The organism is Variovorax sp. MPBD4-3 (assembly GCF_058809745.1).
In genome coordinates this window covers 79,493-100,725 of sequence record NZ_JBXASW010000007.1, presented here as the reverse complement: position 1 = coordinate 100,725, position 21,233 = coordinate 79,493, and the positions used below count along the sequence as shown (strand labels likewise).

Genomic DNA, 21,233 nt, shown 5'->3' with positions numbered 1-21,233 from the left:
TGGGGTCAGGCCTCGATGAGTTGGAAGAAGTCCCACAGCGGCTCTTCCATGCGCCGGCCGACCGCGCACAGTTCCAGGCTTGCGGGGCTGCCGTCGGCTCGCACCGAAAGCCCGCGCCGCACGCAGCCGATGGCCCACTTGAGGTTGGAAAAGGCCTCCCAGAAGCGCACGCGCAGCGGGTCCACCGGCCTGCCGCTCGCGCGCTCGTAGGCCGCGTACAGGTCTTCACGCGCCCCGAAGCCGCCCGCCTCGCCCGCGCCGCCGAAGCGCCAGGTGCGCATGCACAGCACGCCCAGGTCCTGCATCGGGTCGCCGACCCGGGCAATCTCCCAGTCGAGCACGCAGCGGATGCCTTCGGTGCCGACGATCAGGTTGCCCGTGCGAAAGTCGGAATGCACGAGTGCGTCGGGCCAATCGACCGGCAGGTTCTTGCGCACCCATTGCACCGCGTACTCGAGCGCTGGATGGCTGAAGCCCGTGCGTGCCAGCAGGCCGGCGTACACCTCGAGCTCCCGCGCGGGCGAGAGCCGCTGCAGAAAGGGAAGCTCGGCGACCGGCATCGAGTGGATCGCCGCGAGGATGGTCCCGGCCTGGGCGGCCATCGCGCGACGGGCCCCGGCATAGGCCGGGTCGGACACGAGCTTTCGGCCCAGCGTCTCGCCCTCGACGCGTTCGGTGACGTAGCCGCGCTCAAGGCCGTCGTGCACGTCGAGCACGGCGAGCACCGCGGGTGCCGGCACGCCGTGTGCACGCGCCGCGATCATCACGCGCGCGTCCTCGGCCGCGTCGAGCTTGGGCGCGGCGAGGCCGGGGGATGCCGACGCCGATCCCGACGCGGTCGTTGTGGGCATCTGCTGCAGGATCATCGGGCGGCGCCCGTCGGCCGTCAGCAGGTCGAACGACCAGGTCGTCTTGGTCGCGCCGCCGGTGAGCCGGCGCAAGTCCTCGACGCTGCCATGCAGGCCCGCATGGCGCTGAAGCGCGAGGGCGAGGCGGCGCGCGATGTGCGGGGCGTCCACGTCAGATCTTCCGGCCCGCGGCCTGCCAGAACGGGTCGCGCAGCCGGCGCTTAAAGATCTTGCCGCTGTCCTCTCGCGGCAGCGCGGCATGGAAGTCGAAGCGGCGCGGCACCTTGTACCTGGCGATGCGGTCCTCCAGAAAGGCGCGCAGCGCATCGGCGTCGGGCTCGATGCCGGGCATTGGCTCCACGGCCGCGGCCAGCGATTCGCCCATTTCCTCGTCGGGTATGCCGAAGACGGCGCAGTCGCGCACGAGCGGGCACTGCAGCAACACGGCCTCGATCTCGGCCGGATAGATGTTCACGCCGGCCGAAATCACCATGTCGGAGCGGCGGTCGCACAGGTAGAGGTGGTCGTCCTTCACGTAGCCGACGTCGCCGCAGCTGATGAGGCCGTCGCGCTCCACCTCTTTCCGCTTTCCGGGATGGTTGTGGTACGTGAAGTCGGCGTAGGCCGGCACGCGCACGAAGATCTCGCCGACCTCGCCGGGCGCCACCGGCTGGCCGTCTTCCCCGTAGAGCACCATGCGCGCGTCGGGGTTGAGCCGGCCCACGCTGCCGGGGAAGGCGAGCCAGTCTTCGGGCGTGCTGAGCGTGGCGGTGCCGACCTCGGTGCCGCCGTAGGTCTCGTAGACCACCGGGCCCCACCAGTCCATGAGGGCGCGCTTGGTCTCGGCCGAGCAGGGCGCGCCGGTGTGCGTCACCCACTTCAGGGAACTCAGGTCGTAGCGCTCGCGCACGTCTTCGGGCAGCTTGAGCATGCGCACGAACATGGTGGGCACGGCCACCATGTGGCTGATGCGGTGCCGCTCGATGGCGGCGAGCACGGCCTCGGCGTCGAATCGGGTCTGCATCACCAGCAGGTCGCAGATCGGCAAGGCCTGGCGTGCGTAGGCGTTGGGCGAGGAGTGGTACAGCGGGCCGCCGATGAGCGCACGCACGCCCGGCTGCAGGCCGTAAACGCGGCGCATCAGTTGCACGTAGGCGGCAGCCTGCTCCGGCGTGGCCGCGTCGCGTTTCACGCCCTTGGCCCGGCCGGTGGTGCCCGAGGTGTAGATCATGGTCGCGCGGCTGCGCCGCGGCGGGCCGTCCCATGGCGCGAAGGCTCCGAGCCAGGCGTTCCATTCCGCCGCATCGGCCGGCACTTGCGTCGCGGCTTCGGCCAGCGAGAAGGCGCGGACTGCCTCGGGCGGCGTGGGCACGGTGATGACCACGGTGCCAGCGGGAATGTGTTCGCGCACCGGCGCGAGAAGGTCGGCATGCCCGACCAGCACCTTCGGCGCCACATCGTTCAGTATGTAGAGCACCTCTTCGGGTTTGCCGTGCCAGTTGATGGGCACCGCGTAGGCGCCGAGCGCGGCGGCCGCCTGCTGCGCTTCGAAGAAGGCGAAGTCGTTGCGCAGCAGCAGCGCGATGGCATCGCCTTCTCGCACGCCCGCCGTATCGAAGCCGCGCGCGGCGCGCAGGGCGCGCTGCATCAGGGCGTCGCGCGCCATGCTGCGCTGGTCGAGGAACACCTGGCTCATGTCTTCGTGTCTCCGTGGTCTGCGATCGAAGAAGCGGAAAAGGCCGGGTCCGTCCACCACGGATAGAAGTCGGGCATGCCGGTGCTCACCTTGTCCGGGAACCTGGCGGGCCGCCTCTCCTTGAACGAGGTCACGCCCTCCGCGCTGTCGGCGGAGCCGCCGCGCGATTCGAGCGCCGCGCTCTCCAGCCGGTGCGCTTCCATGGGGTGGCTGGCGCCCAGCATGCGCCACATCAGTTGCCGCGTGAGGGCCACGGACACCGGCGCGGCGTTCTCCGCGATGTCCAGTGCCTTTGCCTGCGCGCGCGCAAGCAGTTCGCCCGGTTCGCACACCTGGCTCACGAGCCCGCCGGCCAGTGCCTCGGCCGCATCGAACACCGTGCCGCCCAGACTCCATTCGAGCGCCTTCGAAATGCCCGCCACGCGCGGCAGGAACCAGCTGGCGCATGCGTCGGGCACGACGCCCCGGCGCGCGAACACGAAGCCGAAGCGCGCGTCGCTGGACGCGATACGCACGTCCATCGGCAGCAGCATCGACGCGCCGATGCCCACGGCCGCGCCGTTGATCGCACCGATCAGCGGCTTGGTGCAGGCAAACAGGCGCAGCGCGAGCACGCCGCCGCCGTCGCGGCCGGGCTCCTCCCCCGGCTCGGGCGCGCGTGCCGGCGACGACGTATCGAAAGCCCGCGCGCCTTCCGACAGGTCGAACCCCGCGCAGAAGGCGCGGCCCGCGCCGGTGACGACGATGGCGCGCACGGCGTCGTCGGCGTCGGCCAGGTCGAGCGCCCGGCATAACTCGCGACGCATCAGGCGCGTCATGGCGTTGAGCTTCTCGGGGCGGTACAGCGTGAGCGTGAGGACCGGCCCGGAAAGATCCCAGCGGATGGTTTCGAACACTGCCTCGCTCATTGCATCTCCGCCAGCCGCGTCGCCTGGGCCTCGACGTCGCCGAAGAGCTGGTCGATCAGCGTCAAGCGGCGCAGGCAGTGGCCCACGGCGTATTCCTCGGTCATGCCGATGCCGCCGTGAAGCTGGATGGCTGCGTGGCAGAGGCTGCGGCCATGCCGGCCGATCATCAGCTTGGCGCGCGCGAGGTCGGCGCGAGCATCGTGCGCATCGAGGCCGTCCGCTGCAATGGCCGCGGCGATCGCCATGCTGCGGCACATCTCGAGGCTGACCAGCATCTCCGCCGCCCGGTGGCGCAGCGCCTGGTTTTCGCCGATCAGGCGGCCGAACTGCCTGCGTGTGTTCAGGTAGTCGATGGCGAGCCGGTAGGCCGATTCCATGGCGCCCACGGCATCGGCGCAAACCGCCGCGGTGCCAGCCGCCAGGGTGCCCTCGATGGCCTTCAGCGCAGTGGCGCCGTCGCGCGGATCGCCGAGCGGCAAGGCCGCTGCCGCGCTGAAATGGAGTTCACCGCCCGGCGTGTCGTCCACCATGCGGTGGGGGCGGCAATCCACGCCTTGGGCGGAGGCGTCGACCAGGAAGAGGGCGAGGCCGTTCGCATCGCCCGGGGCGCCCGCGGTGCGCGCGCTGACCACGAACCGGTGCGCGGCCGTGGCGTGCAACACATTGCACTTGGCGCCGTCGAGGCGCCATTGGCCGCCGTCCTGCCGTGCCGTGGTCTCCACCCACAGTGCAGCCTGGTGCCCGCCGGCTTCGTCGTGCGCCCAGGCCAGGCGAACCTCGCCGCTGGCCACATCGGGCAGCAACTGCGCCTGCACGGCGTCGTTTCCGGCCAGCCGCAGTGCGGTGCCGCCGAGCACGATCGATGCGAGAAAGGGCTCCAGCGACAGCGCGCGGCCCAGCTCCTGCATCACCGGCAGCAGGTCGACCGCGCCGCCGCCGAAGCCGCCGTGTGCCTGCGGCAACGGGAGGGCGGTGAGCCCGAGCTCGCCGAGTTGCCGCCACACGGGCTGGCTCCAGCCGGCGGGCGTGGCGGCGATGGCGCGGCGCTGCTCGAAACCGTAGACGTCGCCCAGCAGGCGGGCCAAGCTGCCCTGCAGCGCTTGCTGCTCTTCGTTGAGTTCGAAGTTCATCGTGACCTACCCCAGGATCGTCTTGGAAAGAATGTCCTTCTGGACCTCGCTCGTACCGCCGTAGATGCTGGCCGCGCGGCTGTAGAAATAGCGCATGGCCAGCGGGCCCGCCCAATGCCCGGCGCCCTCGCCGTCGTGCGGGCGGCGCTCCATGGCCGCGGGCCCCGCGATGCGTTGCAGCAGCTGGGCGATGTCCTGCTGCAGCTCGGTGCCCTTCAGCTTCAGCACGGAAGCGAAGCCGGGTACCTTCTGCGCGGTGTCGGGCGACAGCAGAAAGCGCCAGTTGGTGATTTCGAGCGCGCGGATCTCGGCGTCGAGCATGGCGATTTCGCTGCGCAGCCTGGGGCTGTCGAGCAGCGGCTTGCCGGCCTGGGTGCGCTTGCCCGCGAGTTCGCGGGCATAGTCCAGCCGCTCCCTGCACAGACCCACGTTGGCGATGCCCGTGCGCTCGTTCATCAGCAGGTATTTGGCGCAGTCCCAGCCGCGGCCTTCCTCGCCGACCAGGTTGTCGAGCGGCACGCGAACCTCGTCGAAGAAGACCTCGTTCAGGTGATGCTGGCCGTCAATCGACGTGATCGGTCGAATGGTGATTCCCGGCGTGCGCAGGTCGATCAGCAGGAACGAGATGCCGTGCTGCTTCCTGCCCTCGCTGTCCGTGCGCACCAGCGCGAACACCCAGTCGGCCAGGTGCGCCGTGGTGGTCCAGATCTTCTGGCCGTTGACGACGTACTCGTTGCCTTCGCGCCTGGCGGAGGTGCGCAGCGAGGCCAGGTCGGAGCCCGAGCCCGGTTCGGAGAAGCCCTGGCAGAACCAGATGTCGAGGTTCGCGAGCTTCGGCATGAAGAAGCGCTTCTGCGCCTCGGTGCCGAACTTCAGCAGCACCGGCCCAAGCATGCCGACATTGAACACCTGCGGCAATGGCGCGGGTGCGCGAAACAGCTCGTCGAGCAGGATCAGCCGCTCGGCCTGGCCGAGCTCGGCGCCGCCGAACTCGCGCGGCCAATGCGGCGCCGCCCAGCCTTTCTCGTTGAGGATGCGCTGCCAGGTCACGGTGTCCTGCTTGCGCGGCGGATGGCCCAGGCGCAGGCGCTCGCGAATGTCTGCGGGAAGCCGGTCTTTCACGAACTGGCGTACTTCGTTGCGGAACGCGGCTTGGTCGGGGGTGAGGTCTAGATCCATCGAGCGGGTGGCTGTGCCTGAGAGTTGCCTCGAAGGATCATAGCCGATGACTCGTCATTGGATCAACCATTTGAAGATATGGAGGCGGATGGGCTCCGCATTCGGCAATGCCGGGAGTGCGTTCGGCATATAGCACTCATATGCGCATGGAAATTGCGGTTGTCCGGGGCTCGATTACCCTCCGCAACCACGATGAAAAAAGCCTACCGCGCCTCCCTCCTGCGATTCGACGCCCACGGCCAGCCTGTTTTCGATGAAGACGGCCTGCTGGTCGTCGCCCCCGACAGCACCGGCCGCCAGCGCGTGCTCGATGCGGGCAGCCATGCCGCCGTCGCGCCGCGCCACCCGGACGCCCACACGACCCACCTGCCCGGGCGCATCCTCGCGCCGGGCTTCGTGGACATGCACATCCACTTCCCGCAGACGGACATCATCGGCTCGCCCTCGCCGGGGCTGCTGCCCTGGCTCGAGAACTACACCTTCCCCGAGGAAAGCCGGTTCGCCGACCCTGCGCACTCGAACGAAGTGGCCGACGTGTTCTTCGACGAGTTGCTGCGCAACGGCGTCACGACCTCGCTGACCTTCGCGACCTCGCACGTGGCCTCGGTGGATGCTTTCTTCGAGGGCGCCCGGCGCCGCGGCCTGCGCATGATCACGGGCAAGGTGCTGCAGGACCGCAACTCGCCCGACGGCGTGCGCGACCAGACCGAGCAGAGCCTGATCGACAGCGAGGCGCTGATCCGCAAGTGGCACAACACCGACCGGCTGGGCTATGCCATCACGCCGCGGTTCGCGCCCGCGAGCACCGATGCGCAGATGCGCGGCGCGGGCGAACTGGCGGCCAGGTACGCCGACACCTGGATCCAGTCGCACGTGGCGGAGAACCGCGACGAAGTGAGCTGGGTGCGCGAGCTCTACCCGAAGGCGCGCTCTTACCTCGACGTGTACGCCGGCTTCGGCCTGATGCGCGAGCGTGCGGTGTACGCGCACTGCATCTACCTCGACGACACCGACCGCGCCCTGCTGCGCGACACGAAGACCGCCGCCGCGGTGAGCCCGACCAGCAACCTGTTCCTGGGCAGCGGCTTTTTCGACTTCGGCGCGGCCGACCGCGTGGGCTATCCCTACGGACTGGCCAGCGACGTGGGCGGCGGCACCAGCTTCAGCCCGTTCCACACCATGATGGCCGCCTACTACGTGGGCCGCGAGGGCCAGACCAAGACCGGCCTGAGCATCGCGCCATCGCAGCTCTGGTGGCGCCACACCGGCGGCGCCGCGCGCGCGCTGGGGCTCGACGGCGTCATCGGCAACCTGCAGCCCGGCTGCGAAGCCGACTTCCTGGTGCTCGACCCGGCGGCCACGCCGCTGCTGGCGCGCAAGACGAAACGCGCCGACACCCTGGAGGAAATGCTCTTCGCGATGATCGTGCTCGGCGACGACCGGCTGGTCGAGCGCACTGTGATCTCGCAGGCTGGCTGAGGCTCGAGAGGGCGAGCCCACCCATGCCACAATCGCCGACCCAGCGAGCGCGGCGAAACCTCTTCCAGGAACACCGCGGAACCGGCTTTGCCGGGCCGCTGGTGTTGCCCCTTGAGGGGTTGGCGTAGCGACACGAAGTGCGCGAAGACTGGGGTGTTTTTCAATGTCTATCAAGAGCGACAAATGGATCCGGCGCATGGCCGAGAACGAGGGAATGATCGAGCCCTTCGAACCTGGCCAGGTGCGTGAGTCCTCTGGCCACAAGATCATCAGCTACGGTACCTCGAGCTACGGCTACGACATCCGGTGCGCACCCGAGTTCAAGGTCTTCACCAACATCCACAGCACCGTGGTCGACCCCAAGAATTTCGACGAGAAGAGCTTCGTCGACATGCATGGCGACTACTGCATCATCCCGCCCAACAGCTTCGCGCTGGCGCGCACCGTCGAGTACTTCCGCATCCCGCGCAACGTGCTCACCATCTGCCTGGGCAAGAGCACCTATGCGCGCTGCGGCATCATCGTCAACGTCACGCCCTTCGAGCCCGAATGGGAAGGCTACGTGACGCTCGAATTCAGCAACACCACGCCGCTGCCCGCGAAGATCTACGCAGGCGAAGGCTGCGCGCAGGTGCTGTTCTTCGAGAGCGACGAGGTCTGCGAGACCAGCTACAAGGACCGCGGCGGCAAGTACCAGGGCCAGCGCGGCGTGACTTTGCCGAAAACCTGACCCGCCGCCGCGTCTTTCGCTGACGGCCGGTTACCCCGGTGGCCGCCGGGCCAAGTACCATCCTCCGGTCACCGGCGACAACTCCTGCAAAAGGCCGGTAAGGAGCGTGCGATGAGATGGGAAGGCAACGAACAATCGGACAACGTCGAGGACCGCCGCGGTGAAGGCGGCGGTGGTGGCGGCGGCTTCATCGGCGGGCGCAGCATCGGCATCGGCACCGTCGCGGTCGCGCTGATCGCCGGCTGGGTCTTCGGCATCAACCCGCTCACCGTGCTGAGCCTGCTCAGCGGCGGTGGAGGGCCTGCGCAGGTGCAGCAGCAGCCCCAGCAGGGGCCGGCACCCAAGCCGCCGGCGAACGACCGCGAAGCGGCCTTCGTCTCGACCGTGCTGCGCAACACCGAGGTGGTCTGGACCGACATCTTCAAGCAGAACGGCGGCACGTACCACGCGCCGCGCCTCGTGCTGTTCCGCAATGCCACGCCCACGGCCTGCGGCACGGGCCAATCGGCCATGGGGCCGTTCTACTGCCCCGGCGACCAGAAGGTCTACATCGACCTCGGTTTCTACGACACCCTGAAGAACCAGCTCGGCGCACCGGGCGAGTTCGCGCAGGCCTACGTCATCGCGCACGAGGTCGGCCACCATGTGCAGGACGAACTCGGCATTACCGCCAAGGTCGACGGCATGCGCAATCGCCTGAGCCAGACCCAGAACAACGCCATGAGCGTGCGCGTGGAGCTGCAGGCCGACTGCTTCGCGGGCGTGTGGGCCCACCATTCGCAGGAGTCGAAGAAGTGGCTCGACCCGGGCGACATCGAGTCCGCCATGAACGCCGCGCAGAAGATCGGCGACGACGCCTTGCAGCGCTCCGCGGGCCGTGCGGTGGTGCCCGACAGCTTCACCCACGGCACCAGCGCACAGCGCCAAAGATGGTTCGGCGCGGGCTACCAGAGCGGCGACATCAAGGCCTGCGACACCTTCAACGCGCGCAGCCTTTGAGATCGACGGGCCCGCAGGGCCCGTGTCCGCTGTCTTGCATGCTATGAAATAAATAGCAATTCCGCCGGCACGGACGTTGTCACGGCGCGGTCACTGCTGTTTTTTGCGGCAGTGCGACAATAGAGGGCTCAATGACAAGTTCCTTCTCCAATCTATCGCTGGCGGAACCGCTGGCGCGCGCCGTGGCCGAAATGGGCTACGAGACCATGACACCGATCCAGGAGCAGGCCATTCCGGTCGTGCTTTCCGGGCAGGATGTGATGGGCGCCGCCCAGACCGGCACCGGCAAGACCGCGGCGTTCTCGCTGCCGTTGCTGCAGCGCATGCTCAAGCACGAAAACGCCTCGACCTCGCCCGCGCGGCATCCGGTCCGGGCCCTGGTGCTGCTGCCCACGCGCGAACTGGCCGACCAGGTCGCGCAACAGGTCAAGCTGTACGCCAAGTACACCAACCTGCGCAGCACCGTCGTGTTCGGCGGCATCGACATGAAGCCGCAGACGCTGGAGCTGAAGAAGGGCGTCGAAGTCCTGGTGGCCACGCCGGGCCGGCTGCTCGATCACATCGAGGCCAAGAACGCGGTACTCAACCAGGTCGAATACGTGGTCCTCGACGAAGCTGACCGCATGCTCGACATCGGCTTCCTGCCCGACCTGCAGCGCATCCTGAGCTACCTGCCCAAGCAGCGCACCACGCTGCTGTTCTCGGCCACGTTCTCCCCCGAAATCAAGCGGCTGGCCGGCAGCTACCTGCAGAACCCGGTCACCATCGAGGTGGCGCGCCCCAACGAGACAGCTTCCACCGTCGAGCAGCACTTCTACAGCGTGAGCGACGACGACAAGCGCCGCGCGCTCAAGCAGATCGTGCGCCAGCGCGGCATCACGCAGGCGTTCGTGTTCGTCAACAGCAAGCTCGGTTGCGCGCGCCTCGCACGCTCGCTGGAGCGCGACGGTCTGCGTACCACCGCGCTGCACGGCGACAAGAGCCAGGACGAACGCTTGAAGGCGCTGGCCTCGTTCAAGGCCGGCGAGGTCGACCTGCTGGTGTGCACCGACGTCGCGGCACGCGGCCTCGACATCAAGGACGTGCCCGCCGTCTTCAACTTCGACATCCCGTTCAATGCCGAAGACTACGTGCACCGCATCGGCCGCACGGGCCGCGCCGGCGCTTCGGGGCTGGCCGTGAGCTTTGCCAGCGGCGGCAACGACGTGCGCCTGGTGGCCGACATCGAGAAGCTGATCAAGAAGAAGATCGATCTCGAGCCCGTCGAGTTCGAGGAAGACCGCCCGCGCGGCCGCATCAACGACGGACGCCGCCACTGGCGCGAGGAAGGCGAAGCGGGCGACGCACGCGACGTGCTCGACCAGCCGCGCGAACGCGCCAGCCTGGGCGGCGATGCTCGCCGCGGCGGCGGACGCCCGCACCGCGCGCCCGCGGCGCCGCGTGACCCGTTCTTCGACAAGCCCTACGAGCCGGGCGAACCCGACGCGACGCCGGCCTGGGAAGCCGCCGCCAAGGCCACTCCCGCACGCGGCATCTCGAGCAACATCAAGAGCAAGCGCAAGGTTGCCGCGCTGTTCAAGAGCGCCGAGCCGAGCTGACCGGGCGGCTTCCACGTAAAAAAAGCGGCGCTCTCGAGCGCCGCTTTGCATTTCGGCTCAACGCCAGCCGCGGTGCCAGCCGTACTGCGGGTGGTGCCAGCCCCAGCCGTAGCGCGGGTGATAGGCCCAGACAAAGCCGACACCCGGCGAGACATACGTCGGCGCCACGTAGGCCACGCCCGGAGGCGCCGAGTAGACGGGGGCGGCCGGGGCGACCACGCAGCCGGTCAGGACTGCTGCGGCCAGCGTGGCGGCGGACAGGGCAAGGATCGGGACTCTCATGGCGAAGCTCCTTTGATGAGTTGTTGTGCGCTATGCACAACCAACGCTTCGGCCTTTTGCCGGATGACGGCCCTGGCCGCCTTTACCCGGCCTACACAGTGTCACCGCCGTGTTGTGATCCTTTCAAAACGCTTGCACTTCGAGCACGCTGAAATGATGGGTTCCATCGCGTTCCAGCTGCGCCACCAGGCCGTACTCCCAATCGAGATAGGCCTGCATCGCCTCCGCGGGCGCATCGGTGCCTTCGTAGGGCCGGCGGTAGCGGTCGGTGCGCGGTGTCGCAAGGCGTGTTTCGCCGCTCTCGGCTTCGAGGCCTGCGGCAAACCAGGCGGCGTTGCCGCCCGCCAGCACCAGCACTTCGACATCGGCCTTGCCCCGTGCATCGAGCAGGGCGCGGACATCGGCCGCCGCATAGCGCGCGAGCAGGCTGCTGCCGCAGGTCAGCACGTAGCGGCGCGACGCGGGAATGACCGCGTCCAGCGCATGCGCCAGCTGCGCACGAATCGCATACCACGCGCCCGGGATGTGGCGCCGGACATAGTTGGCGCTCGTGGTCACGTCGATCACCGCGGTGCCGGACGACGGCTGCCCAAGCAGCGCGGAGAGTTCGCCAGGCGTGATCTCCGCCACCACGGCCGCGACGGGCGGGTAGGCGGGCGCGGGGGGCTCCTTCTCGCTGAATGCCGCGGCCTCGGGCACGGCGTGCGGCACATAGGCCTCCCATCCCATCTGTGCGAGCCAGGAGGCGCTCATCGATGCGCGCACTCCGTCGTCGTCCACCAGCACGATGCGTGCGCCGCGTACCGGCACCTGGTGATCGGTCTCCTGCACCAGCTGGCCGCCGGGCGCGTTCGCAAAGCCCGGCAGATGGCCCGCGGCGTATTCCTCGGGCGTGCGCACGTCGAAGCGGTACACGGTGCGTCCTGGCGCCTCCAGTGTCTGCAGCGCGGCCAGGTCGATGCGCCGCACGCCGGCCGCGTCGGCCACGCGGCGCGCATCGGCCTGCGCCTGTGCGCGATGCGCGTCGGACACCGCGGCGGGCGCCTGCCGGCCGGCGCCGTGGTCCAGCACCTGGCCCGCCAGCTTCCAGCCGATCGTGCCGTTGCGCAGCGCCGCCACCGGGTTCGGAATGCCGGCGTTCACCAGCGACTGCGTGCCGATGATGCTGCGCGTGCGGCCCGCGCAATTCACGATCACCCGAGTGGCCGGGTCGGGCGCCAGCTCGCGCACCCGCAGCACCAGTTCCGCCCCGGGCACGCTGGTGGCCGACGGAATGCTCATCGTCTGGTATTCGTCGAAGCGGCGCGCGTCGAGCACCACCACGTCGGCCCGGGCATCGATCAGCGCCTTCACCTCGGGTGCCGACAGGGACGGCGTCTGCCGCTCGTGCTCGACCAGTTCGCCGAAGGACTTGCTCGGCACGTTCACGTCGCGGAACAGTTCGCCGCCCGCCTTGCGCCAGCCCTCGAGGCCGCCGTCGAGCAGATGGACGTGGGTGTAGCCCAGCGCGGCGAATGCCTTGGCGGCCAGCGGCGCGAGGTCGGTGCCGCCGTGTTCGCCGTACAGCACGATCAGCGTGTCGCGCCGCGGAATGCGTCGCCATGCTTCGATCTCGATGCGCGAGAGCGGCAGGTTCGCGGCCCACAGCGGGTGTTCCTGCGCGAACGGGTCTTCCTCGCGCACGTCGAGCAGCGCGGTTTCTTCGCGGGACAGCAGGCGCTCGCGCACGGCGGCGAAGGACAGGAGGGGAAAGGAAGCAGTCGTCATGCGGCGGTCGGCGAGGATCTGAGTTCGGCGCTGCGGTCCCACAGGTTGGGCAGCAGCGTGTTGGAGTATCCGGAGACGAAGGGCTTGCGTCCGCCCTCCGGCGGGTAAGTATGACGCCGCACGGCGCCGATGTTCGCGCCGTAGACGTGGATGCTGATCGACACCCGGTCCGCATGCGCGTTGTGCACGCGGTGCAGGTCGCCGACGGTGGGCGACACCGCTTCCACGTCGCCGGCATCGAGCCGCACCGCCTCGCCCTTCGGCTGTGCACGGCCTTGCGCATCGAGCGCATGGCCCTGGCTGTACTCGGCACCGCGCAGCATGCCGATCAGTCCCCACACCGTGTGGTCGTGCACCGGCGTGGCCTGCCCCGGCCCCCACACGAAGCTCACGACCGAGAAGCGCTCGGTGCTGTCCGCATGCAGCAGGAACTGCTGGTAGCGCGTCGGGTCGGGTTGCGCGAATGCCTCGGGCAGCCAGTCGTCGCGCGCCACCAGCGTGCGCAGCAGCGCGCCGCCCTCCGAAAGAATGCGGGGCTCGTCGGGTGCGCCGTCGAGCAGCCGGCCGAAGGCGCCGACGAATTCGCGAAGCGGCGCGATCATGCGGCGCGCTTCCAGAGCTGCGTGTCGGTGATCGCGCGCACGTCCACCCGCACCGGCAGGATGCCGTCGCGCGCCGAGCGGTCGGCCACGACCTGCAGCGCGGCGATGTCCGCCTCGCTCACCGGCCGCCCCGCCACCGACGCCCGCGCGGTGATGATGCGGGAAGCCTCGATCGGCAACCGCGTGAGCTGGCTGTATGCCTGTGCATAGGCCTCGGGGTTGGCCAGCGCCCAGTCGCCCGCGCGGCCCAGCCGGTCGAGGAACTGCACGATGGCCGCGCGCCGGGCCGGGTCGGCCAGCGAATGTTCGCTCGCGGTGATGAAGCCCAGCGCGGTGTTGATGCCGCGCCCGTCGCGCAGGATGCGCCCGCCCTGCTGCACCGCGATGGCGTAGTACGGATCGAAGATGGCCCAGGCGTCGATCTGCCTCGATGCGAAGGCGGCGGCGGCATCGGTCGGCAGCACGAACTTCACCGTCACCTCGTCGCGCTTCACGCCAGCCTCCTCGAGCGCGCCGTACAGCTGGTATTGCGAGATGCTGCCGCGCGCCGACGACACGATCACCGTCTTGCCGCGCAGGTCTGCCACGCTGCGCAGCGGCGAATCGGCCTGCACCACGATGCCCAGCGAATCGGCCTTGCCGACGCGGGTGGCGACGATCTTCAGCGGCGTCTTGCCGACGGCGGCGGCCAGCACCGGCAGGTCGCCGGCCATGGCCGTGTCGACCGCCGCGCCGCGCTGCGCCTCGAACAGCGGCGCGGCGCCCTGGAAGTTGGCCCAGCGATAGGCGAATGGCGCGCCTTCGAGCGCGCGCGAGGCCTCGAACAGCGAGCGCAGGCCGCCGGCCTGGTCGCCGAGGACCAACGTGGCCTGCGGCGGCGTTTGCGCAAATGCACGCAGCGAACCGGTGGCGGCCAGCGACAGCGCGGCGCCCTGCTTGAGCCAGCCGCGGCGCGAGGCCCTGGAGAAGAGCAGGGACGTCATGCGGCGCCTCCCGAAGGCAGCAGCGCGCGCTTGCCCGCTGCAACCAGGATCGCGTCGTTCTGCGGCGTATGGATGCGGCTGCACAGCACGTCGCGGTAGTGCCGCTCCAGCGGGTTGTGCCTTGTCAGGCCATGGTTGCCGCTGAGCTGCAGCGCGAGTTCGACCGCACGCACCGCATTGCCCGTCACCGTGTATTTCAGCAGGCCGCTGTCGGCCGCGGGTTGCGCCTGGCCGTCGTCGACGGCGGCGGTGGCGTCGTCGAGCAGCACGCGGTTGGTTCGCAGCAGCGCTTCGATCTCGCCCACGTGCTCCTGCACGCGCGGCAGGCTCGCGAGCGGCGCGCCGAGACTGCCGGGCGCGCGCTCGTTCAGGAAGCCGACCAGCCAGTCGCGCGCGGCCGTGGCCACGCCGTCGTAGAGGGTGCCGAGCAGCACGGTCATCCAGGCCTGCTGCGTGGCGTGGGCGTCGATGTCGGTCTGGCTGCCGGCGTCGGGCGCCCAGTCGGCCGGCGCGCGCAGGTCGACCGCGTGGTCCGCGCCGACGGCGACGTTCTCGAACACCACCTCGTGGCTGCCCGAGGCCCGCAGGCCCAGGTGGTCCCAGCTGGCGATCACGCGCACGCCGGTCGCCTGGCGCGGCACCAGGAACACGCCGGTGCGCGGGGCGGGCTCGTCGGTGCGGGCCCACACCGCGAGCCAAGAGAGGCCCTCGATGCCGGTGGTGTAGAGCTTGTGGCCGTCGATCTTCCAGCCGTCGGCATCGCGCCGCGCCACGGTGGCCGGCAGGCCGCCGCGCGCGGGGGAGCCCAGCGCGGGCTCCACGCGCAGCGCGTTGATCAGCGCGCCGTGATCCACCGCGTCGCGCGCGACGCGTTCGCGCAGGTGCGGCGGCCAGCGGCTGTCGCCGCGCGTCAGCGCGTGGTGCTGCAGATAGGTCATGGTGAGGATCAGCGCGGTGGCCGGCTCGCCGCGCGACACGGCCGCGATCACGCGCTGCGCCGTGGCCAGCGTGGCGCCGCCGCCACCGTAGGCGGCGGGCGCCACCAGGCCGATCAGGCCGTGCGCCTGCAGCGCGTCGAAGTTCTCGCGCGGGAAAGCGCCGCTGTGGTCGTGATCGGCCGCGGTGGCGGCGAATCGGGCCGACAGCTGCGCCAGCAGCGCGGGCGCGGCCAGGCCGCCCGGGGGCGTGGATGGATGTTCCCCGGCCGTGGCCGAGGGGCGTCGCAAAGGGAGTGCACTCATGGTTGCGGACGGTAGCCGGCCGGCCGGCGCCGTAAAACGATGCATCCCGCATATGCAAACTCGTTTTTCTGTGTTTGCATCCGTGCCGCCTCTGGGTACGGTCCGGTGCATGAAACCAGATCTCTCGTTGGAACGGCGCCGGCTGCTGCAGGCAGCCGCCGCATGGGGCGCGGCGGCTTCGGCCGGCTGGGCCCGGGCCGCCGCGCCATCGGCCGACCTGTCGGGCGTCACGCTGCGCGTGGGCACGTACAAGGGGCTCTGGCGGCCGCTGCTGGCGGCATCCGGCCAGGCCAACACGCCCTACAGGATCGACTGGCGCGAGCTCAACAACGGCGTGCTGCACATCGAGGCCATCAACGGCGACGCGCTCGACCTGGGCTCGGGCAGCGAGATCCCGCCGGTGTTCGCGGCGCGGCAGAAGTCCAGCGTGCGGCTGGTGGCCGTGACGCACGAAGACCTGAACAACCAGGCCACGCTGGCGCGCAAGGACGCGCCGATCCGCACCATCGCAGATTTCAAGGGCAAGCGCGTGGGTTATGTGCGCGCCACCACCTCGCACTACTACCTGGCCAAGCAGCTGGCCGAGGCGGGCCTGTCGTTCAGCGACATCCAGGCCGTGAGCCTCACGCCGTCGGACGGCCTCTCGGCCTTCGCGCGGGGCGATCTGGATGCCTGGGCCATCTACGGCTACAACGGCCAGCTTGCGCGCACGCAGTACGGCGCGCGCACCATCAAGACCGGCGTGGGCTACCTGTCGGGCAACTTTCCCATCTACGCCAACCCGCGCGCGCTGGACGACGCACCGCGCCGTGCCGCGCTGGCCGACCTGCTGCAGCGCCTGCAGCGCGCCTTCGCGTGGAGCAACGGCAACTTCCTGGCGTATGCCCGCGCGCAGTCGGCCGAGACGCGCGTGCCGGTGGGCGACATCGTCGAGCTCTTCAACGGCCGCAGCGGCGACTACAGCCTTGGCCCCGTCAGCGACGCCGTGGTGCGCAGCCACCAGGACGTGGCCGACACCTTCCTGAAGATCGGCGTGCTCGACGGCCCGGCCGACGTGAAGCCCCTGTGGGACCGCAGCTTCGAGAACCTGCTGCGCCCGCCCGCCGCCTGATTTCCCCCTCCCAACCCAGACAAGGACAACGACATGAGCCAGCCACAGCAAGACGGTGCCGTCGAATTCATCGGCATGATCCAGGGCCAGAAGGTCTCTGAAATCCACGCGGCAAAGGGCCCGGCGCTCGACCGCGACTACGTGCGCGCCTTCGCGCAGGCGCACGAGACCGCCGGCTTCGATCGCGTGCTGGTGCCGCATCACTCGACCAGCCCCGACGCCACGCTCACGGTGGCGCATGCCGCATCGGTGACCGAGCGCATCCACTTCATGCTCGCGCATCGCCCCGGCTTCGTCGCGCCCACGCTGGCGGCGCGGCAGTTCGCCTCGCTCGACCAGTTCAGTGGCGGCCGGCTCGGCGTGCACTACATCTCCGGCGGCTCCGACGAGGAACAGCGCCGCGACGGCGACTGGCTCGACCACGACCAGCGCTATGCCCGCACCGACGAATACCTCGAAGTGCTGCACAAGGTGTGGACGGCCGAGAGGCCCTTCGACCACGAAGGCGCGCACTACCGCTTCCAGAACTCGTTCTCCGAAGTCAAGCCGCTGCAGACGCGCAACGGCAAGCCGCACGTGCCGGTGTATTTCGGCGGGGCCTCGGAGGCCGCGATTCCGGTGGCGGGCAAGTACGCCGACGTGTATGCGCTGTGGGGCGAGTCGCTCGACCAGGCGCGCGAGCTGACCACGCGCGTGCGCGCCGAAGCGGCGAAGCACGGTCGCAGCGTGCGTTTCTCGGTGTCGTTCCGCCCGATCCTGGCGCAGACCGAAGAGGCTGCATGGGCCCGCGCGGAGAACATCCTGGCCGAGACCAAGCGCCTGCGCGTGGTGCAGGGCTACAACCGCGGCGGCCCGCAGCAAAGCGAAGGCGCCAGGCGCCTGCTGGCCGCGGCCGAGAAGGGTTCCCGGGTCGACAAGCGCCTGTGGACGGCCGTGGCGCAGGAGATCGGCGGGCGCTCGAACAGCACCGCGCTGGTCGGCACGCCCGAGCAGGTGGCCGATGCGCTGCTCGACTACTACGACCTGGGCGTGACGACCTTCCTGATCCGCGGCTTCGATCCGCTGGAGGATGCGCTGGACTACGGGCACGAGCTAATTCCGCGCACGCGGGAACTGGCGGCGCAGCGCGCCGCGTCCATCCGCAAAGCCGCCTGATCTGACTTTCTCCCTCCCCCTCTGGGGGAGGGCAGGGGTGGGGGCAGGCGGCGTCGAACGCCGTCATGGCGTTGAAGCTGTCGAGCCCCCATCCCAACCTTCCCCCAGAGGGGGAAGGAGCCAAAACCGAACACGTAGGAAACCCCATGAGCGCCGTTCTCTCCATCGACCGCAACGCCCCCCAGCCGCTGAAGCTCAACCCGAACCCGCAGCAGAAGTACTGGTTCGACCCCGTGCCCCCGCGCCCCACCGTGCAGGCCGAGCGCCGCCATCGGCAGGAGCGCCTGGCCGGTGCCTTCCGCCTGTTCGCGCGCTTCGGCTTCGCGCAGGGGCTGGCCGGCCACATCACCGCGCGCGACCCCGAGTTGACCGACCACTTCTGGGTCAACCCGCTGGGCATCCATTTCTCGCGCATCCGGGTGTCCGACCTGCTGCTCGTCAATTCGAAGGGCGAGACCGTCATCGGCGATCGCCCGCTCAACAAGGCTGCCTTCGCCATCCATGCGGCCATTCACGAGCACAACCCGAAGATCATCGCCGCGGCCCACACCCACTCGACCTACGGCAAGGCCTGGTCCACGCTGGGCCGCAAGCTCGACACCCTCACGCAGGACAGCTGCGTGTTCCACGACGACGTGGCGCTGTTCGACGACTTCACCGGCATGGTGGTCGACACCAGCGAGGGCGAGCGCATCGCGCATGCGCTGGGCGACCGGAAGGGCGCGATCCTCAAGAACCACGGCATCCTGACGGCCGGCCCCACGGTGGAGGCCGCCGCGTGGTGGTACATCGCGCTCGACAACGCCTGCCACACGCAACTGCTGGCCGAGGCCGCCGGCAAGCCGCAGCCCATCGACGAGGCGACCGCGCGCCACACGCACAGCCAGATCGGCGGCCCCGAAGGCGCGATCCACTCCTTCGACAGCCTCTACGAAGGCCTGGTCGAGGCCGAGCCGGAGCTGCTGCTGTGAAGACGAACGCCACCCTTTCCCGCCGCGGCATGCTGCGCGCCGGCGGTGCGGCCGCGGTGGTCGCATCGGGCGGCCTGATCGCCTCGCAGGCCTTCTCGCAGTCGTCGCGCAAGCTGACCTTCGCATGGAACGCTGCCGCTTTCTGCCTGTCGCCCGTGGTCGTGGCGCAGGAGCGCGGCTACTTCGAGCGCAACGGCCTGCAGGTCGAGCTCATCAACTACACGGGCTCCACCGACCAGTTGCTGGAGTCGCTGGCCACCGCCAAGGCCGACGCGGCCGTGGGCATGATCCACCGCTGGCTCAAGCCGCTCGAGGCGGGCTTCGACGTGAAGATCGTCGGCAGCTCCCACGGCGGCTGCGTGCGGCTGGTGGGCGCGAAGAGCGCGGGCGTCACCAACCTTGCGAGCCTCAAGGGCAAGGTCATCGGCGTGTCCGACATCGCGAGCCCGGGCAAGAACTTCTTCTCGATCCTGCTCACCAAGAACGGCATCGATGCCGACAAGGACGTCACCTGGCGCCAGTACCCGGCCGACCTGCTCGATGTGGCGGTGAAGAAGGGCGAGATCCAGGCCATTGCCGACGGCGACCCCAACATCTACCTGATCGAGAAGCGCAACCAGGGCGCCTACGTCGAGGTGGCGAGCAATCTTTCGGGCGAGTACAAGGACAAGGTGTGCTGCATCGTCGGCGCGCGCGGCGAGCTCGTGCGCAAGGACAAGGCGACCGTCGCCTCGCTGGTGCGCGCCATCGCCCAGGCTTCCGACTACGTGGCCGAGAACCCGAACGAGTCGGCCAGGCTCTTCGCCAAGTACTCGCCCAACGTGGCGGTGGAAGACCTGCGTGCGCTGCTGGGCACGCTCACGCACCAGCACCATCCGCTGGGCCGCAAGCTGCGCGACGAGGTCGAGTTCTACGCGCGCGATTTCCGCGGCGTGGGTGTGCTCAAGAAGAGCACGGACCCGGTGCGCTTTGCCGACCATGTTTCCTTCGATCCGCTCGCATGAGCAACCACAGCACGTTCATGACTCTCCATAGTTCACGCCGCCGGTTTCTCGTCCAGGGCGCATCGGTGGCCGCCGCCGTCGCCGCTGTGCCCGCCCTGGTTCACGCACAGGGCCGGCCGGTGCTCAAGGCCGGCGACCAGAAGGGCGGCCTGCGCGCGTTGCTCGAAGCGGCGGGCGGGCTGGAAGGGCTGGGCTACGACATCCAGTGGTCGGAGTTCCCGGCGGCCGCGCCGCTGGCCGAGGCGCTCAATGCGGCCGCGGTCGATTCGGGCCCCATCGGCGACGCACCGCTGATCTTCGCGCTGGCAGCCGGCACGCGCGTGAAGGCCATCGGTGCGAACCGCTCCGACTCCTACGGCACGGCGGTGCTGGTGCGCCCCGATTCGCCGCTGAAGACCGCCGCCGACCTCAAGGGCAGGAGCGTCGCGACCAACCGCGGCTCCATCGGCCACTACGTCACGCTCAAGGCCATCACTTCGGCCGGGCTGAAGCCCGAGGACGTGAACATCCGTTTCCTCGCGCCCGCCGACGCGAAGCTTGCGCTGACGCCGGGCTCGGTCGATGCCTGGGCCACCTGGGAGCCGTACACGGCGCTGGCCGAGGTCAGCAACCATGCGCGGGTGCTCGTCAGCGGGCGCGGGCTGCTGCCGGGCCTGAGCTACCTTGCGGCCACCGACGGCGCCATCGCCGCCAAGCGCCCGGTGCTGCAGGACTTCCTGCAGCGCGTGGTGAAGGCACAGCTCTGGTCGTACCGCAACGTCGACGCCTACTCGGCCGCGCTGGCGCGGATCATCGGCATTCCGCCCGAGGCGGCGAAGCTGCAGTTCGAACGCCGCCAGCAGAAGTGGGTGGCCATCGACGCGCAGGTCATTGCGGACCAGCAGGGGACGGCGGACTTCTACCGGCGGGTCGGCCTCATCAAGCAGCCGCTTGATGTGAAGGGGACGTTCGATACAGGCTTCGGGGTGGCTGGCTAGCTTGCTGCCCCGCGTCGAGCGAGCACCAAGCGGGCCCCGTCTTGTCCGCTTCGAGCGAACACCATGCCGCCGCTGGCTTGCCCGCCTCCAGGGAGCACCACGCGGCCGCGTTCGTGGCCGCCGGCTCGCCGAATTCCTCGACGCACAGGCGCTGCATCTCCTGGTAGGCCGCCTGCAGGGCCTTGGCGTCTTCCTCTCCGCGCAGGCCAAGGTACGGGAAGTGGTGCAGGAAGTAGCCGAAGGTGGCCTCGCAGTCGGCCGCGTACTTTCTCGTGTCGAGAATGTGCATGTGCCAGAACCGGTCCACGTCCTGCTCCGGCGCGAGCGTCAGTTCGGGGTGCCTGGCGTGCAGCATCAGGTAGCGCTTGTAGGCCACCTCCATCCGGTCCGCGTAAGCCGCCGGCCAGCCGTAGCCGTCTTCCTTGCGGCAGGCCTTGAACTTGATCAGCGTGAGGTCGAGCGCCTCAATCGCGGCGATCGTCTGCGCCAGGGTCCTGGCTTGGGTGGAATGAGGCATGAATGCTCCTGTTGAGTGACTGGAAGGTCCGGGCGAACGTGCCCGGGGACGATTGC

At 69.5% G+C, this 21,233-nt stretch carries 20 protein-coding genes; 9 read left to right on the top strand and 11 right to left on the bottom strand.

The genetic code is table 11. The annotated features are described in order from the left end of the window. Positions 1 to 5 precede the first annotated feature (5 nt). From AC1RVW_RS06350 to AC1RVW_RS06330, 5 genes are read right to left on the bottom strand one after another with little or no spacing between them, the layout of a single operon-like run. Complete coding sequence (locus tag AC1RVW_RS06350; RefSeq protein ID WP_493198734.1) at positions 6 to 1,019, bottom strand: phosphotransferase family protein; 1,014 nt, start codon at positions 1,017 to 1,019, stop codon at positions 6 to 8. A gap of 1 nt (position 1,020) precedes the next feature. Beyond that, positions 1,021 to 2,544 carry an acyl-CoA synthetase gene (locus tag AC1RVW_RS06345; protein WP_493198732.1) on the bottom strand — a complete coding sequence of 508 codons (1,524 nt, stop codon included), beginning with the start codon at positions 2,542 to 2,544 and terminating at the stop codon, positions 1,021 to 1,023. Continuing rightward, positions 2,541 to 3,452, bottom strand: coding sequence for an enoyl-CoA hydratase-related protein (locus AC1RVW_RS06340; RefSeq protein ID WP_493198730.1), 912 nt, complete (start codon positions 3,450 to 3,452; stop codon positions 2,541 to 2,543). The genes AC1RVW_RS06345 and AC1RVW_RS06340 overlap by 4 nt, the downstream gene beginning before the upstream one ends. Further along, entirely contained in the window at positions 3,449 to 4,582 is a 1,134-nt protein-coding gene (locus AC1RVW_RS06335) for an acyl-CoA dehydrogenase family protein (RefSeq protein ID WP_493198728.1), read from the bottom strand. Before AC1RVW_RS06335 ends, AC1RVW_RS06340 begins: the two co-directional genes overlap by 4 nt. A gap of 6 nt (positions 4,583 to 4,588) precedes the next feature. Continuing rightward, complete coding sequence (locus AC1RVW_RS06330) at positions 4,589 to 5,761, bottom strand: acyl-CoA dehydrogenase family protein (RefSeq protein WP_493198726.1); 1,173 nt, start codon at positions 5,759 to 5,761, stop codon at positions 4,589 to 4,591. A gap of 192 nt (positions 5,762 to 5,953) precedes the next feature. Between AC1RVW_RS06330 and guaD the strand changes: the two genes are divergently transcribed. The 4 genes from guaD to AC1RVW_RS06310 all read left to right on the top strand — a co-directional run bounded on the left by guaD (position 5,954) and on the right by AC1RVW_RS06310 (position 10,567). After that, entirely contained in the window at positions 5,954 to 7,240 is a 1,287-nt protein-coding gene (gene guaD / locus AC1RVW_RS06325) for a guanine deaminase (protein WP_493198724.1), read from the top strand. Positions 7,241 to 7,403: 163 nt separating this feature from the next. Continuing rightward, positions 7,404 to 7,970 carry a dCTP deaminase gene (gene dcd, locus AC1RVW_RS06320; RefSeq protein WP_056519644.1) on the top strand — a complete coding sequence of 189 codons (567 nt, stop codon included), beginning with the start codon at positions 7,404 to 7,406 and terminating at the stop codon, positions 7,968 to 7,970. Positions 7,971 to 8,081: 111 nt separating this feature from the next. Further along, on the top strand, positions 8,082 to 8,969 hold the full coding sequence (gene ypfJ / locus AC1RVW_RS06315; RefSeq protein WP_081268870.1) for a KPN_02809 family neutral zinc metallopeptidase: 888 nt from the start codon (positions 8,082 to 8,084) through the stop codon (positions 8,967 to 8,969). 131 nt (positions 8,970 to 9,100) lie between these two features. After that, positions 9,101 to 10,567 (top strand): DEAD/DEAH box helicase, encoded by a 1,467-nt coding sequence (locus AC1RVW_RS06310; RefSeq protein ID WP_081268869.1) that lies wholly within the window; start codon positions 9,101 to 9,103, stop codon positions 10,565 to 10,567. A 57-nt stretch (positions 10,568 to 10,624) separates the two neighbouring features. Here the strand turns inward: AC1RVW_RS06310 and AC1RVW_RS06305 are convergent, their stop codons facing one another. The 5 genes from AC1RVW_RS06305 to AC1RVW_RS06285 form a co-directional block, all read right to left on the bottom strand. Beyond that, positions 10,625 to 10,849 carry a hypothetical protein gene (locus AC1RVW_RS06305; RefSeq protein ID WP_081268868.1) on the bottom strand — a complete coding sequence of 75 codons (225 nt, stop codon included), beginning with the start codon at positions 10,847 to 10,849 and terminating at the stop codon, positions 10,625 to 10,627. Between the two features lie 123 nt (positions 10,850 to 10,972). Beyond that, positions 10,973 to 12,616, bottom strand: a complete 1,644-nt coding sequence (locus AC1RVW_RS06300; RefSeq protein ID WP_493198720.1) for a rhodanese-related sulfurtransferase — start codon at positions 12,614 to 12,616, stop codon at positions 10,973 to 10,975. Beyond that, complete coding sequence (locus tag AC1RVW_RS06295; protein ID WP_106938220.1) at positions 12,613 to 13,218, bottom strand: cysteine dioxygenase family protein; 606 nt, start codon at positions 13,216 to 13,218, stop codon at positions 12,613 to 12,615. Before AC1RVW_RS06295 ends, AC1RVW_RS06300 begins: the two co-directional genes overlap by 4 nt. Continuing rightward, entirely contained in the window at positions 13,215 to 14,201 is a 987-nt protein-coding gene (locus AC1RVW_RS06290) for an ABC transporter substrate-binding protein (protein WP_493198718.1), read from the bottom strand. Before AC1RVW_RS06290 ends, AC1RVW_RS06295 begins: the two co-directional genes overlap by 4 nt. After that, positions 14,198 to 15,442, bottom strand: a complete 1,245-nt coding sequence (locus tag AC1RVW_RS06285) for an acyl-CoA dehydrogenase family protein (RefSeq protein ID WP_493198716.1) — start codon at positions 15,440 to 15,442, stop codon at positions 14,198 to 14,200. The genes AC1RVW_RS06290 and AC1RVW_RS06285 overlap by 4 nt, the downstream gene beginning before the upstream one ends. 109 nt (positions 15,443 to 15,551) lie before the next feature. Between AC1RVW_RS06285 and AC1RVW_RS06280 the strand changes: the two genes are divergently transcribed. From AC1RVW_RS06280 to AC1RVW_RS06260, 5 genes are all read left to right on the top strand, one after another. Continuing rightward, on the top strand, positions 15,552 to 16,553 hold the full coding sequence (locus AC1RVW_RS06280; protein WP_493198714.1) for an ABC transporter substrate-binding protein: 1,002 nt from the start codon (positions 15,552 to 15,554) through the stop codon (positions 16,551 to 16,553). A 33-nt stretch (positions 16,554 to 16,586) separates the two neighbouring features. Next, a complete protein-coding gene (locus AC1RVW_RS06275) occupies positions 16,587 to 17,708 on the top strand; it encodes an LLM class flavin-dependent oxidoreductase (protein ID WP_493198712.1) in 1,122 nt (373 codons plus the stop codon). A gap of 146 nt (positions 17,709 to 17,854) precedes the next feature. Then, positions 17,855 to 18,679: a class II aldolase/adducin family protein gene (locus AC1RVW_RS06270; protein WP_081267552.1), complete on the top strand. Its 825-nt coding sequence runs from the start codon at positions 17,855 to 17,857 to the stop codon at positions 18,677 to 18,679. A 29-nt stretch (positions 18,680 to 18,708) separates the two neighbouring features. After that, positions 18,709 to 19,683, top strand: coding sequence for an ABC transporter substrate-binding protein (locus tag AC1RVW_RS06265; protein ID WP_081267553.1), 975 nt, complete (start codon positions 18,709 to 18,711; stop codon positions 19,681 to 19,683). A 17-nt stretch (positions 19,684 to 19,700) separates the two neighbouring features. Further along, a complete protein-coding gene (locus AC1RVW_RS06260) occupies positions 19,701 to 20,660 on the top strand; it encodes an ABC transporter substrate-binding protein (protein WP_493198710.1) in 960 nt (319 codons plus the stop codon). Here AC1RVW_RS06260 and AC1RVW_RS06255 read toward each other — a convergent pair. Beyond that, positions 20,602 to 21,177 carry a glycine-rich domain-containing protein gene (locus tag AC1RVW_RS06255; RefSeq protein ID WP_234383052.1) on the bottom strand — a complete coding sequence of 192 codons (576 nt, stop codon included), beginning with the start codon at positions 21,175 to 21,177 and terminating at the stop codon, positions 20,602 to 20,604. The genes AC1RVW_RS06260 and AC1RVW_RS06255 overlap by 59 nt on opposite strands. Positions 21,178 to 21,233: the final 56 nt, after the last annotated feature.